Annotated in this window: 9 protein-coding genes; 8 read left to right on the forward strand and 1 reads right to left on the reverse strand. The window is 42.0% G+C overall.

Annotated features, from left to right (window positions below; genetic code table 11):
• Positions 1–138 precede the first annotated feature (138 nt).
• The 5 genes from BSAG_RS08630 (at position 139) to BSAG_RS08610 (ending at position 7,982) form a co-directional block, all read left to right on the forward strand.
• Positions 139–2,652, forward strand: a complete 2,514-nt coding sequence (locus BSAG_RS08630; protein WP_004317529.1) for a YfhO family protein — start codon at positions 139–141, stop codon at positions 2,650–2,652.
• A gap of 283 nt (positions 2,653–2,935) precedes the next feature.
• Positions 2,936–4,267: a TolC family protein gene (locus BSAG_RS08625; RefSeq protein WP_004317531.1), complete on the forward strand. Its 1,332-nt coding sequence runs from the start codon at positions 2,936–2,938 to the stop codon at positions 4,265–4,267.
• Positions 4,268–4,289: 22 nt separating this feature from the next.
• Positions 4,290–5,381, forward strand: a complete 1,092-nt coding sequence (locus BSAG_RS08620; RefSeq protein ID WP_004317533.1) for an HlyD family secretion protein — start codon at positions 4,290–4,292, stop codon at positions 5,379–5,381.
• A gap of 49 nt (positions 5,382–5,430) precedes the next feature.
• Complete coding sequence (locus tag BSAG_RS08615) at positions 5,431–7,068, forward strand: hypothetical protein (RefSeq protein ID WP_004317535.1); 1,638 nt, start codon at positions 5,431–5,433, stop codon at positions 7,066–7,068.
• Between the two features lie 38 nt (positions 7,069–7,106).
• On the forward strand, positions 7,107–7,982 hold the full coding sequence (locus BSAG_RS08610; RefSeq protein ID WP_008770588.1) for a helix-turn-helix domain-containing protein: 876 nt from the start codon (positions 7,107–7,109) through the stop codon (positions 7,980–7,982).
• Between the two features lie 4 nt (positions 7,983–7,986).
• On the opposite strand, the gene upp is transcribed toward BSAG_RS08610, so the two are convergent.
• Positions 7,987–8,640, reverse strand: a complete 654-nt coding sequence (gene upp, locus BSAG_RS08605) for a uracil phosphoribosyltransferase (protein WP_004296418.1) — start codon at positions 8,638–8,640, stop codon at positions 7,987–7,989.
• Positions 8,641–8,920: 280 nt separating this feature from the next.
• Between upp and pckA the strand changes: the two genes are divergently transcribed.
• The 3 genes from pckA to BSAG_RS08590 all read left to right on the forward strand — a co-directional run bounded on the left by pckA (position 8,921) and on the right by BSAG_RS08590 (position 14,596).
• A complete protein-coding gene (gene pckA / locus BSAG_RS08600) occupies positions 8,921–10,528 on the forward strand; it encodes a phosphoenolpyruvate carboxykinase (ATP) (protein ID WP_004317539.1) in 1,608 nt (535 codons plus the stop codon).
• Positions 10,529–10,678: 150 nt separating this feature from the next.
• A complete protein-coding gene (locus BSAG_RS08595) occupies positions 10,679–11,986 on the forward strand; it encodes a MutS-related protein (protein ID WP_004317543.1) in 1,308 nt (435 codons plus the stop codon).
• 117 nt (positions 11,987–12,103) lie between these two features.
• On the forward strand, positions 12,104–14,596 hold the full coding sequence (locus tag BSAG_RS08590) for a glycosyl hydrolase family 95 catalytic domain-containing protein (protein WP_004317544.1): 2,493 nt from the start codon (positions 12,104–12,106) through the stop codon (positions 14,594–14,596).
• Positions 14,597–14,608: the final 12 nt, after the last annotated feature.

Consider the following 14,608-nt stretch of genomic DNA (forward strand, 5'->3'; position numbering starts at 1 on the left):
TTGACGATTTACTATTTGCGATTGATAAATGTGGGAGATCGGTATTCTACTGTTATCAATTGTAAATATTGGATTGTCAGATCGTAATTTATTTTATATTCAAACTTCAATCGTAAATAGTAAATCGTGTCATTGTAAATGAAAAAGTTTCTTCCCGACTTAATAGCCATTCTGGCTTTTATCATTCTTTCTTTCGCCTATTTTTTTCCGGCTGATATTGAAGGTCGTATCTTGTTTCAGCATGACACGGCTGCCGGAGTCGGCGCGGGACAAGAATCGAAAGAGTATCTCGAACGTACCGGAGAACGTACGCGCTGGACGAATTCGATTTTTGGAGGTATGCCTACCTATCAGATGTCTCCGAGTTACGACTCGACAACGTCCCTGAAAGGGGTGGAGAAGGTTTATCGCCTCTTTCTTCCGGATTATGTAGTGCTGACTTTTATTATGATGCTCGGATTCTATATCCTTTTGCGGGCCTTCGGAATATCAGCCTGGCTGGCAGGATTGGGCGGAGTGATATGGGCATTTTCTTCCTATTTCTTCATTCTGATACCGGCAGGGCACATTTGGAAGTTTGTGACGTTGGCTTATATTCCACCTACGATTGCGGGTGTCGTTCTGGCTTACCGGAAGAAATACTTGTTGGGCGGAATTATTACAGCGTTGTTCATCGCCCTTCAGATTCAGTCGAATCACATTCAGATGAGCTATTATTTCATGTTTGTGATTCTGTTTTTTGTGGGAGCGTACTTTGAAGATGCTTATAAAAAGAAAGAACTGCCCCATTTCTTCAAGGCCAGCGCAATTTTGGCATTGGCTGCCGTGGTAGGAGTTTGTATCAATATCTCCAATCTGTATCATACTTATGAATATAGTAAGGAGACGATGCGCGGCAAGAGCGAATTGAAGCAGGAGGGCGCTGCGGCCAGCCAGACAAGTAGCGGGTTGGACCGTGACTACATAACCAACTGGAGTTATGGTATCGGCGAGACATTGACGTTACTGGTTCCAAACGTAAAAGGAGGAGGATCAGGGTCTACGATGTCGCAAAGCGAAGTTGCTATGGCAAAGGCCAATCCAATGTATAGTGGTATTTATTCGCAGTTGCCGCAATATTTCGGTGAGCAACCGTGGACAGCCGGTCCTGTATATGTCGGGGCATTTGTGATGTTCCTGTTCGTATTGGGTTGTTTCATAGTGAAAGGTCCTCTGAAATGGGCATTGCTAGGAGCTACTATCTTCTCGATTCTGCTTTCATGGGGAAAGAATTTCATGGGATTGACGGACTTCTTTATCGATTACGTCCCGATGTACAATAAGTTCCGTGCTGTATCTTCCATTCTGGTGATTGCTGAATTTACCATTCCTTTGTTGGCGATTTTTGCTTTGAAAGAGATTTTGAGCAAACCGGATACTTTGAAGTTGAAAGAGAACCGTGGAGGGGTGATTGCCACTTTGGTACTGACTGCTGGTGTTGCGTTGATTTTAGCTGTCGCTCCGGGTACTTTCTTCTCCGGTTTTATTACGACACAAGAGATGGCTGCTTTGAAACAAGCACTTCCAGCCGAACATTTGGCTCCGTTTGTGGCAAACCTGACTGAAATGCGTGAAGCTATTATTGCTTCGGACGCATGGCGCAGTTTCTTTATTATAATGATTGGTTGCCTGTTTTTATTCTTATATCAACAGCGGAAGTTGAAAGCTTCTTTCACATTGGCTGGTATTGCGCTTTTATGTTTGATAGATATGTGGAGCATTAATAAACGCTATTTGAATGACGAACAGTTTGTGCCGAAATCCAAACAGACAGAAGCGTTTGTTAAAACACAGGCGGATGAGATGATCCTTCAGGATACTACTTTAAATTATCGTGTGTTGAACTTTATAGGCTTCCCCGGTAATACGTTTAATGAAAACAACACGGCATACTGGCATAAGAGTGTCGGTGGTTATCATGCAGCGAAGCTCCGTCGCTATCAGGAAATGATCGATCATCATATCGTGCCCGAAATGCAGGAAACCTATCAGGCGGTGGCTACTGCCGGCGGACAGATGGACAGTGTAGACGCTTCCAAATTCCGTGTACTGAATATGCTGAATACAAAATACTTCATTTTCCCTGCCGGAGAGCAAGGGCAGGCTGTTCCTGTGGTAAATCCTTATGCATACGGCAATGCGTGGTTCGTAGACAAGGTGCAGTATGTAAATAATGCAAATGAAGAAATCGATGCTTTGAATGATATTCTTCCAACGGAAACAGCCGTAGTGGATGTGAAGTTTAAAGAACAATTGAAAGGTGTGACAGAAGGATATAAAGATTCTCTATCTACCATCCAGTTGACTAGTTACGAGCCGAATCGTCTGGTTTACAAGGCTTCCACTCCTAAAGACGGAGTTGTTGTCTTCTCCGAAATATATTATCCAGGATGGCAGGCGACTATTGACGGTCAGCCTGTCGATATTGCCCGTGCAGATTATATCTTACGTGCGATAAATATACCGGCAGGAGAACATACCATCGAAATGTGGTTTGATCCACAAAGCATACAGGTTACAGAAAGTATTGCTTATGCGGCACTGACTTTGTTGTTGATCGGAGTTATAATCTTTGCGTTGATGCAGCGCAGCAAGATAGCGAAGAAGCCTTAAGCGAAATGTAATAGTCATTAACCTTCATAATGTATTGTAAGGTTATAAAATAAGGGCGGCACTCCTCCTCACAAAGAGCGCCGCCCTTATTTTACATTCACTAAAAAAATATGAAAAAACAAACGCTGTTCATAGAAACATATTAAGTGTGATGTTTTATGAGAGTAGTTGTTTATTGTTTGTTCATTGAAAAAGGAAAATATGAATATAAACAAATAGTTTGTGGATAGTCTTATTATGCTGTAAGCTACTAAATTTGTAGCCAATAATAGAGCATTATGTTATGAAAAGACTACTATTCATTTTTTCCTTTTTTTTCTTGTTCGTGTTACGTGGGAACACACAGGAGGTAGAGATTCTGACATTAGAGGATTGTCTCCGCATTGGTGTTGACAATAACTTGTCGTTAGAAGGGAAACGTAAAGAAATACAAAAAAGTAAATATGGCGTATCTGAAAACCGTTCAAAGCTGCTGCCGCAAATTAATGCGATAGCCGGTTATAATAACAATTTTGATCCTCCGGTGTCAGTCACAGACGGTTCATCTTACGGAGTTCCCTATAATATAACGAAAACATTGCAACATTCTGCTAATGCAGGACTGGAAATGCAGATGCCGCTTTTCAATCAGACTCTTTATACTTCTATGTCCATAGCTAAAGTGATGGAAGAAATCAGTCGTCTGTCTTATGGAAAAGCTAGGGAAGATGTTATTCTTCAAATCAGTAAGATGTATTATCTCGGACAGGTCACGGCCGAACAAATCATGCTGATAAAAGCAAATATCACCCGTCTGGAAGAATTGAGAGATATTACACAGGCTTTCTTCGATAATGGAATGTCCATGGAAGTCGATCTGAAAAGAGTCAATATCAATTTGGAAAATCTGAAAGTGCAACATGACAATGCACAAGCAATGATGAAACAGCAATTGAATATGCTGAAATACATTATGGATTATCCGGCTGAAAAGGAAATCGCGCTGACACCGGTAAATACCGATAGCATTACTACGGTAGCCCTGACCGGCTTGTCGGAAAATATCTATGAACTTCAACTCTCACAATCGCAAGTGCAACTGGCGGAACGACAAAAGAAGATCATTACTAATGGATATATCCCTTCTCTTAGTCTGACAGGCAGCTGGCGATATGCCGCATATACGGATAAAGGTTATCATTGGTTCCACTCCGGTCCGTCCAATCAATGGTTTCGTTCCTATGGAGTGGGGCTAACCTTGCGTATTCCGATTTTCGACGGACTGGATAAAACCTATAAAATAAAGAAGGCGATGATCGATATAGAGAACAAAAGACTGGCATGGGAAGATGCCCGGAAGAATTTGCAAACTCAATATCTGAATGCTGTGAACGACCTGATGAACAATCAGCGTAACTTTAAGAAACAGAAGGATAACTACTTGCTTGCCGAAGATGTGTACGCAGTCACTTCCGACCGTTACCGGGAAGGCATTGCTTCTATGACAGAAGTGCTGCAAGATGAAATGCAGATGAGCGAAGCTCAAAACAACTATATCAGCGCACATTATAACTATCGGGTGACTAACCTGATGCTGCTTAAACTAACCGGACAAATAGAATCATTAGTCAAATAATACGCAAATAACAATCATAAATATGGAAACAATGGAAAATAACCTTCCTTCCGCTACTCATGAGGAGAAAGCAAAAAAAATGAAGAAACTTCGTCGCTGGCAGATTGCTATCAGCCTTCTCGGAGTGGCTATTATTGTTTGGGGAGTGATTGAAGTGATCTGCCTTTTTTTGAATTATAGCCAGACGGAGACTAGTAACGATGCACAAATAGAACAATATGTGTCTCCTATCAATCTACGTGCTTCAGGTTACATTGACAAAATCTACTTTACAGAACATCAGGAGGTACATAAAGGAGATACTTTGCTGGTACTGGATGATCGTGAATATAAAATTCGCGTAATGGAGGCTGAAGCTGCCTTGAAAGATGCGCAAGCTGGTGCGACCGTCATCAATGCTACACTCAATACCACGCAGACAACAGCATCTGTTTACGATGCGTCTATTGCCGAGATTGAAGTACGGTTGGCGAAACTGGAAAAAGACCGGAAACGATATGAGAACCTTGTGAAACGAAATGCGGCTACTCCTATCCAACTTGAACAGATTGTCACTGATTATGAAGCTACGCGTAAGAAGCTGGAAGCTACGAAAAGGCAGAAAAAAGCAGCTCTTTCCGGTGTAGATGAAGTGTCCTACCGTCGCATGAATACCGAAGCGGCTATTCAAAGAGCAACAGCTGCGCTCGAAATGGCCCGGTTGAATCTTTCCTATACGGTTGTAATAGCTCCTTGTGACGGAAAACTCGGTCGTCGCTCATTAGAGGAAGGACAGTTTATTTCGGCAGGGCAGACCATTACCTATATTCTTCCTGATACCCAGAAATGGATCGTTGCCAATTATAAAGAGACACAAATCGAGAACCTGCATATCGGACAGGAAGTATTTGTCACAGTAGATGCCATTAGCGATAAAGAGTTTAAAGGCAAAGTCACCTCTATATCAGGAGCTACCGGCTCCAAATATTCATTAGTGCCGACTGATAACTCCGCAGGCAACTTTGTGAAGATCCAACAGCGCATCCCCGTACGCATCGACTTCACCGATTTATCGAAAGAAGACAACGAACGATTAGCAGCAGGCATGATGGTAGTAGTGAAAGCCAAACTCTAACCACCGTGCACCTATAATTCATAAATCATAATTCATAAATCAAAGATTAATGCCCTCTTATCCTAAAAATTATCCTTTCTATAGCTGGATGCCCAAACCGTTGGGTATTATCATTCTGTTATTTTTCTTTCTGCCGATTCTTACGGTAGGTGGGGTTTATTCGGTGAATAGCACCGAAATGATGAGCGGGCTTGGCATTATATCCGAGCATATCCAGTTTGCCAACTTTGTTACTTCTATTGGTATGGCAGCCTTTGCTCCTTTCCTATATCAGTTGGTGTGTGTGCGGCGGGAGAAGATGATGTGTATTGTCGGGTTTGCGTTCATGTATATATTCAGTTATATCTGTGCAAAGACAGACAGCGTTTTTCTGTTGGCGCTTTGTAGTCTTCTGACGGGTTTCTTGCGTATGGTACTGATGATGGTCAATCTGTTCACACTCATTTGGTATGCGGGTGGAATGGAAGCTACCCGCAATATTACTCCGGGGTTGGAGCCGAAAGATACTGCTGGTTGGAATAAATTGGACATTGAAAGATGTGTGAGTCAGCCGGCTGTTTATCTGTTTTTTATGATTCTAGGACAGTCGGGCACAGCATTGACGGCTTGGCTGTCCTTTGAATATGAGTGGAAATATGTGTATTACTTTATGATGGGGATTCTCCTGATCTCTATTTTGCTCTTGTTTATTACCATGCCGAATTATAAGTTTCCCGGAAGGTTTCCTATTAATTTCCGTAAGTTCGGCAATGTCACTGCATTTTGCATCTCGCTGACTTGTCTCACGTATGTGCTGGTTTATGGAAAAGTACTCGACTGGTATGATGACGAATCTATCCGTTGGGCGACAGCTGTAAGTATTCTTTTTGCGGGAATTTTTCTATATATGGACGTAACGCGCCGGTCGCCTTATGTTTTGCTGGATGCGTTCAAACTGCGTACTATACGTATGGGAACATTACTTTACTTATTATTGATGGTGATAAACTCCAGTGCTATGTTTGTCAATGTGTTTGCAGGAGTGGGGATGCATCTCGATAATCTGCAAAATGCTTCATTAGGTAATTGGTGTATGGTAGGTTATGCTATTGGCGCCGTGATTGCTATGGTGTTGGGAGGTAAAGGGTTACATTTTAAGTATCTGTTTGCGATGGGATTCTTCTTCCTGTCTTTATCAGCTGTTTTCATGTATTTCGAGGTACAGACAGCAGGAGTTTACGAGCGTCTGAAATATGCAGTTATCATCCGTGCCACAGGCATGATGATTCTGTATGCGCTGACGGCTGCTTATGCCAATCAACGTATGCCTTTTAAATATCTTTCTACCTGGATCTGTATTATGCTTACTGTGCGTATGGTTGTGGGACCGAGTATTGGCGGAGCAATTTATACAAATGTTTTGCAGGAGCGGCAACAACACTATATAACCCGTTATGCGCAAAATGTGGACCTGCTTAATCCGGATGCTTCCACTTCCTTCCTTGGTACGGTACAAGGTATGAAATATCAGGGAAAGAGTGAGACGGAAGCCCGTAACATGGCTGCTATATCTACCAAAGGGCGTATTCAGGTGCAGGCCACGCTCTCTGCACTCAAAGAGATGGCGGGATGGACAATTTATGGTGGGTTAATTTGTATGATATTTGTGCTCGTTGTTCCTTATCCTAAACGAAAATTGCTAACTTAGCGTCGTTTTTGATAATGATCTGTTAATATATTAGTATGATGGATAGCGGACAAGATCGTTTATTGCAGTTTGATCGCGATTTGTTAAGTGGGAAAAATATATGTAGCTCTGAAGGGATATTTGTAAATTTTCCACCCTCACTGAAGAAACCTTTCCAAATGAAAGGGCTGGGGGTGATTATTTGCCGCCAGGGTAATTTCCAGTTTTCGCTTAATCAGAAAAAGCATTTCGCAGGAGCAGGCGAAAGTTTGTTTATTCCCGAAGACGGCGAGTTTCAGGTTTTGCAAGAGTCGGAAGACATGGAGGTGCGGATTTTGATCTATCAGATAGAACCGATCCGGGATATTATGGGGAATCTGGTTGTTTCCATGTATATGTATTCCCGCCTTACTCCCGAAGAACCTTCTTGTGTCTGGTCTACTGGTGAGGAAGAAGAGATCGTAAAGTATATGTCCTTATTGGACAATGTGTTACAGTCGGAAGAAAATTCATTTAAACTTTATGAGCAGAAATTACTTCTACTTGCATTGACGTACAGGATTTGCTCTATTTATAATCGCAAACTCGTCAATGACGGGCGGGAAGTGGGAGGACGCAAAAACGAAGTCTTTATTCATTTGATCCAGTTAATCGAAAAATATTATATGCAGGAACGGGGTGTTGAGTTTTATGCGGATAAATTGTGTTTATCTCCTAAATATCTTTCTGCCGTTTCTAAGAGTATCTGTGGATATACCGTGCAGGAACTTGTATTCAAAGCTATCATTCGTAAGAGCATCTCATTGCTTAAAAATACGCAGAAGGATATTCAGGAGATTTCAAATGCCTTCGGCTTCCCCAATGCTTCTTATTTCGGTACGTTCTTTAAGAAGCAGGTTGGGGTTTCACCGCAGCAATATCGCAAGAATCTTTAAACGTTTATTCTTTTTCACCATAGGCAAGATCGCCTGCATCGCCCAGTCCCGGAACAATGTAAGAATGTTCGTTGAGTTCGGGATCGATGGCTGCGCACCAGATTGTTGTCTTGTCTTCAGGAAATACATTCTTTATATGATCGATAGCCTTTTGGCTGGCGATAATCGAAGCAACATGAATTTCGGCAGGGTGTCCTTTGGTCAGCATTGCCTGGTAACTAAGTTCCATACTCCCTCCTGTTGCCAGCATAGGGTCGGTGATAATCAGCGTTTTGTCATCAATGCGGGGAGAAGCGATATATTCTATATGTATATCGAATTTTAGCGTATCTTTATATTTGCGGTAAGCGGAAACAAACGCATTCTCCGCCCCGTCGAAATAGCTAAGGAAACCTTGATGGAAAGGCAGACCAGCACGCAGGATCGTACTGATTACTAAATTGTTGTCCGGTGTACTGACCGGAGCGATTCCCAGTGGTGTCTGGATGTTCTTTACCGAGTATTTAAATTCTTTACTCATTTCATAAGCCATGATTTCTCCGATCCGTTCGATGTTACGGCGGAAACGCAGGCGGTCGTTCTGAACTTCTACATTTCTAATTTCGGATATGTACTGGTTTAGAATCGAATTAGTTTGGCCAAAATCAATTACTTTCATATTATATTTTAATCAGATTTTAATCTCATTTTCACAGTATTGCTAGCATACTGACTTGCAAAGTAAACGATAATCTTTCAAATTGCAATATTCAGTTTGCAGATATTGTTAGGAATTTATAAAAGAGTTTCAATTAGGGAAAAATTTCTCTAATACCTTCTTCCTTTCCAAAGAAAGTATTACTTTTGTAGCCGGATTTACAAGGGGGTATCCAAAGTTCCCCGTGTTAAGGTGAAAAGAGATAGAAAACAAAATACCAATTTTAATTAATTCAAAGAAAATGGCAAATTTAGATTTAAGCAAGTACGGCATCACAGGTGTGACTGAGATTTTGCACAATCCGTCTTATGATGTTTTGTTCGCTGAGGAAACAAAACCGAGTCTGGAAGGCTTTGAAAAAGGTCAAGTTACTGAATTAGGCGCTGTGAATGTAATGACAGGTATCTACACCGGTCGTTCTCCTAAAGATAAATTCTTCGTTAAGAATGAAGCTTCTGCTGATTCTGTATGGTGGACTTCCGAAGAATATAAAAACGATAACAAACCATGTACTGAAGAAGCTTGGGCTGACTTGAAAGCTAAAGCTGTAAAACAACTTTCCGGCAAACGTTTGTTCGTTGTTGATACTTTCTGTGGTGCTAACGAAGCTACTCGTATGAAAGTACGTTTCATCATGGAAGTAGCTTGGCAGGCTCATTTCGTAACTAACATGTTCATTCGCCCGACTGCTGAAGAACTTGCTAACTACGGAGAACCTGATTTCGTATGTTTCAACGCTTCTAAAGCAAAAGTTGACAACTACAAAGAACTGGGCTTGAACTCTGAAACTGCTACAGTATTCAACCTGAAGACTAAAGAACAAGTAATCCTGAATACTTGGTACGGTGGTGAAATGAAGAAAGGTATGTTCTCTATCATGAACTACATGAACCCGCTTCGTGGTATCGCTTCTATGCACTGCTCTGCTAACACTGATATGGAAGGAACTAGCTCTGCTATCTTCTTCGGATTGTCTGGTACAGGTAAGACTACTTTGTCTACTGACCCGAAACGTAAATTGATCGGTGACGACGAACACGGATGGGATAACGAAGGTGTATTCAACTACGAAGGTGGTTGCTACGCTAAGGTTATCAACTTGGATAAAGAAAGCGAACCAGATATCTACAATGCTATCAAACGTGACGCTTTACTTGAAAACGTAACTGTTGACGCTAACGGTAAGATTGATTTCACTGACAAGAGCGTGACTGAAAACACTCGTGTTTCTTATCCTATCTATCACATCGAAAACATCGTTAAACCGGTTTCTAAAGGTCCTCACGCAAAACAAGTTATCTTCTTGTCGGCTGATGCGTTCGGTGTATTGCCTCCAGTATCTATCCTGAACCCGGAACAGGCTCAATACTACTTCTTGTCTGGATTTACAGCTAAATTGGCTGGTACGGAACGTGGTATCACTGAACCGACTCCGACATTCTCGGCTTGTTTCGGTGCTGCTTTCTTGTCATTGCACCCAACTAAATATGCAGAAGAACTGGTTAAGAAGATGGAGATGACTGGTGCTAAAGCATACTTGGTTAACACTGGATGGAATGGTTCTGGTAAACGTATCTCTATCAAAGATACTCGTGGTATTATCGACGCTATCCTTGACGGTTCTATCGACAAAGCTCCTACTAAGGTTATTCCTTTCTTCGACTTTGTTGTTCCTACAGAACTTCCGGGTGTTGATCCGAAGATCCTTGACCCACGCGACACTTACGAATGTGCTTGCCAATGGGAAGAAAAAGCTAAAGATTTGGCTGGACGTTTCATCAAGAACTTCGCTAAATTTACTGGTAACGAAGCTGGTAAGGCTTTGGTTGCTGCTGGTCCGAAACTCTAATTGGAGAATCAGATATAATATGGAAGGCGGTTCGATTTCGAACCGCCTTTTTTATTGCTATACTGTGTCTTTCTATGAAAAGGAATACTGTCTGTTTAGTTTTTTTTCCTATATTTGTCAAAACGAGACTATTTACTTTTAAAGACAGCTATGACGTATCTGGATACAGACAAACAGACCTATGCGGATTTAAGCATAACGGAGACTGTAAACAATGAGCAGTTTCTTTTCTCTTTGTTTTCTAAAACAGAGACGAAAGAAGGAAAATCATTGATGATGAACTGGGTTATGTATCCGCTAAGTGATTTGGATATGATCCGCAAAAGGCAGGAGGCTGTTGCGTGGGATGCTTTACCTGAACTTCTTTTGAATGAAGAAGAACTGGATTTTATTGAATATTATCTGGCTTATCGCTACCAGATCAGGGAAGCACACGTCTTACTGTCATGTGCTACTGTCATAGATCGCCTGTTGAGATATGATTCAACCCGTTATGTTATTTGTCGGGGAGTGAAATTGGTAATACATTTGCTGCATTGTTTGGAGAGGTGGGCGAAAGAATTGGATGAGGATGCCCCACAATTGATGAAGGAGTCAGCCCGTATGGTGAATGATATTTTGTCCGGAAGTGAATTAGGTGAAGTCTTGGAACAGACTTCTGGCGAAGAAAGGCGGCTATCTAATTATACGATAGATAAATACGATTATCTATTTCGATGTACCCGTTTGTTGTCTTTGAAAGAATTATTATCAGTTTTGTATTTATTGGATGTCTGTCGGACAGCTCACCGGGTAGCGAGAGAGAAAAATTTCTGTTGTACACCGAAAGTGGTGGAGACAATGGATTTTTCGGTTGAGGGTGTAGTTCATCCTTTTGTGAAAAATGTACGGGAGAATAGCTGGGTGATGTCTCGGGGAAATATCAGTATTTTTACGGGTTCTAACATGGCGGGAAAGTCAACCACTTTAAAAGCACTGACTTTGGCTGTCTGGCTGGCGCATTGTGGACTGCCTGTCCCGGTGAAGTCAATGGTTTGTCCTCTTTACGAAGGTATTTATACTTCTATTAATTTGCCGGACTCTTTGCGTGACGGGCGAAGCCATTTCATGGCAGAGGTTCTTCGTATAAAAGAAGTGATGCAAAAAGCGCTTACAGGAAAACGTTGTTTGGTCGTTTTGGATGAAATGTTTCGCGGAACTAACGCTAAGGATGCTTTTGAGGCTTCTCTTGCAGTCAATGAATTATTGAAAAGATTCTCTTGTTGCCATTTCCTTATATCAACTCATATTCTGGAGTATGCGAAAGCATTTGAAAAAGATCCTGCCTGTTGTTTTTATTATATGGAAGCGGAAATTATTGACGATGCATTTGTTTGTCATCATCGGCTATTGCAGGGGATTTCGGAGGCTAGGGTAGGATATTGGGTCGTGAAAAAACTACTGGCCGGTTTGATATAGTTTCACCTTATTATTGTGTCCATTAAGACAGTATTTTATTTTTATTAAAGGCATATTTTGATTACTTTTGTACAAACCATATACGAGAGAATAATCTTGAATAATAATGCGACAACCATGAAGAAACTCTATTTCTTTCTTATCTGCTCTTTGTTTCTTGTCTCCGGACTTTACGCGGGTGAAACTGATTATACCAAAGGACTTTCCATCTGGTTTGATACTCCCAATACTTTGCAGGGGTATGCCGTGTGGTATGGGGGAAGACCGGATCTGTGGAAAGGTGGTGATAAACCGGAAACAGCAGGAAATGCAGGTCATAATCCGGATCCCGCTTGGGAATCGCAATCATTACCGATAGGGAATGGTAGTTTAGGTGCGAATATCATGGGGTCGGTGGAAGCTGAACGTATTACCTTTAACGAAAAAACGCTTTGGCGTGGCGGTCCGAATACAGCGAAAGGGGCGGACTATTATTGGAATGTCAATAAACAGTCGGCTCATCTTTTGGATGAAATACGTAAGGCATTTACGGAAGGAAATCAGGAAAAGGCTGAAATGCTGACACGTCAAAACTTCAACAGTGAGGTGTCTTATGATGCTGACGGAGAAACACCTTTCCGTTTCGGCAGTTTTACTACCATGGGAGAGTTTTATGTAGAAACGGGATTGAATATTATAGGGATGAGTGACTATAAACGTATCCTTTCTTTGGACTCTGCAATGGCAGTTGTTCAGTTTAAAAAGGATCATGTGGTTTATCAGCGCAATTATTTCATTTCTTATCCTGCCAATGTGATGGTGATGCGTTTCAGTGCGGATCAACCGGGTAAACAAAACTTGGTTTTCAGTTATGCGCCTAATCCGGTGTCTACCGGGAATATGGCTTCTGACGGTAATAAAGGACTGGTGTATTCCGCATCTCTGGACAATAACGGAATGAAATACGTCGTTCGTATTCAGGCGGAGACAAAAGGCGGAACCTTGTTTAATGCAGATGGAAAACTGACGGTGAAAGGTGCGGATGAAGTAGTGTTTTATATTACGGCTGATACTGATTATAAACCTAACTTTGATCCGGATTTTAAAGATCCGAAGACGTATGTGGGTGTCAATCCGGAAGAAACAACCAAGGAATGGATGAATAACGCAGTGTCACAGAGGTATACTGCTTTGTTTAGTCAGCATTACAATGATTATGCTGCTTTGTTCGATCGGGTTAAATTGAATCTGAATCCGGCGATCAAGGGAAGAAATCTGCCGACTCCCCAGCGGTTGAAAAACTACCGGGCAGGACAGCCGGATTACTATTTGGAAGAATTATATTTTCAATTCGGCCGCTATCTGTTGATTTCAAGTTCCCGTCCGGGCAATATGCCGGCGAATTTGCAGGGTATCTGGCATAATAATGTCGATGGACCGTGGCGTGTGGACTATCATAATAATATCAATATTCAGATGAATTATTGGTCGGTATGCTCCACCAACCTGAATGAATGTATGCTTCCATTGGTCGATTTCATTCGTACGCTGGTAAAACCGGGTGAAAAGACCGCGAAATCTTATTTCGGTGCCAGAGGATGGACGGCATCTATTTCCGGCAATATATTCGGATTTACCACTCCGTTGGAAAGTCAGGATATGTCGTGGAACTTCAATCCTATGGCAGGTCCCTGGCTGGCTACTCATATCTGGGAGTATTATGATTATACAAGAGATCTGAAATTCCTGAAAGAAACGGGTTATGAGTTGATAAAAAGTAGTGCGGACTTTGCTGTCGATTATTTGTGGCATAAACCGGATGGAACATATACGGCTGCTCCATCTACTTCGCCGGAGCATGGCCCTATCGATCAGGGTGCTACCTTTGTACATGCCGTTGTACGTGAGATTTTGCTGGATGCAATCGAGGCGAGTAAAGTGTTGGGCGTAGATAAGAAAGAACGTAAGCAGTGGGAGCATGTGCTTGCCAATCTCGTTCCTTATAAAATAGGGCGGTATGGTCAGTTGATGGAATGGTCGGTAGATATTGATGATCCGAAAGACGAGCATCGGCATGTGAATCATTTGTTCGGACTGCATCCTGGGCATACGGTTTCTCCGGTCACCACTCCCGAACTGGCGAAAGCCGCTAAAGTAGTACTGGTGCATCGTGGTGACGGGGCTACCGGCTGGAGCATGGGCTGGAAGTTGAATCAATGGGCACGTTTGCAAGATGGTAATCATGCTTATACCTTGTTTGGCAATTTGTTGAAGAACGGTACGCTGGATAATTTGTGGGATACACATTCGCCTTTCCAGATTGACGGAAACTTTGGCGGAACAGCTGGTATTACCGAGATGTTGCTTCAAAGTCATATGGGTTTTATTCAGTTGCTGCCTGCTTTGCCGGATGCATGGAAGGAAGGCTCTGTTAGTGGTATCTGTGCAAAGGGAAATTTTGAAGTGGATATGGTTTGGGAGAATAATCAGCTGAAAGAAGCTGTGGTTCATTCTAATGCGGGAGGAAACTGTGTGATAAAGTATGCTGATAAGACTCTTTCTTTTAAAACAGTGAAGGGGCGTAGCTATCGGGTTGAATATGATGTGACTAAAGGACTTATTAGACAGTAAATAGAAAATATC

The organism is Bacteroides sp. D1 (genome assembly GCF_000157095.2).
Taxonomy (GTDB): domain Bacteria; phylum Bacteroidota; class Bacteroidia; order Bacteroidales; family Bacteroidaceae; genus Bacteroides; species Bacteroides xylanisolvens.

Coding starts and splice junctions, on each gene's coding strand:
- BSAG_RS08630 (WP_004317529.1), top strand. CDS start 139: ATGAAAAAGTTTCTTCCCGACTTAATAGCCATTCTGGCTTTTATCATT.
- BSAG_RS08625 (WP_004317531.1), top strand. CDS start 2,936: ATGAAAAGACTACTATTCATTTTTTCCTTTTTTTTCTTGTTCGTGTTA.
- BSAG_RS08620 (WP_004317533.1), top strand. CDS start 4,290: ATGGAAACAATGGAAAATAACCTTCCTTCCGCTACTCATGAGGAGAAA.
- BSAG_RS08615 (WP_004317535.1), top strand. CDS start 5,431: ATGCCCTCTTATCCTAAAAATTATCCTTTCTATAGCTGGATGCCCAAA.
- BSAG_RS08610 (WP_008770588.1), top strand. CDS start 7,107: ATGGATAGCGGACAAGATCGTTTATTGCAGTTTGATCGCGATTTGTTA.
- upp (WP_004296418.1), bottom strand. CDS start 8,640: ATGAAAGTAATTGATTTTGGCCAAACTAATTCGATTCTAAACCAGTAC.
- pckA (WP_004317539.1), top strand. CDS start 8,921: ATGGCAAATTTAGATTTAAGCAAGTACGGCATCACAGGTGTGACTGAG.
- BSAG_RS08595 (WP_004317543.1), top strand. CDS start 10,679: ATGACGTATCTGGATACAGACAAACAGACCTATGCGGATTTAAGCATA.
- BSAG_RS08590 (WP_004317544.1), top strand. CDS start 12,104: ATGAAGAAACTCTATTTCTTTCTTATCTGCTCTTTGTTTCTTGTCTCC.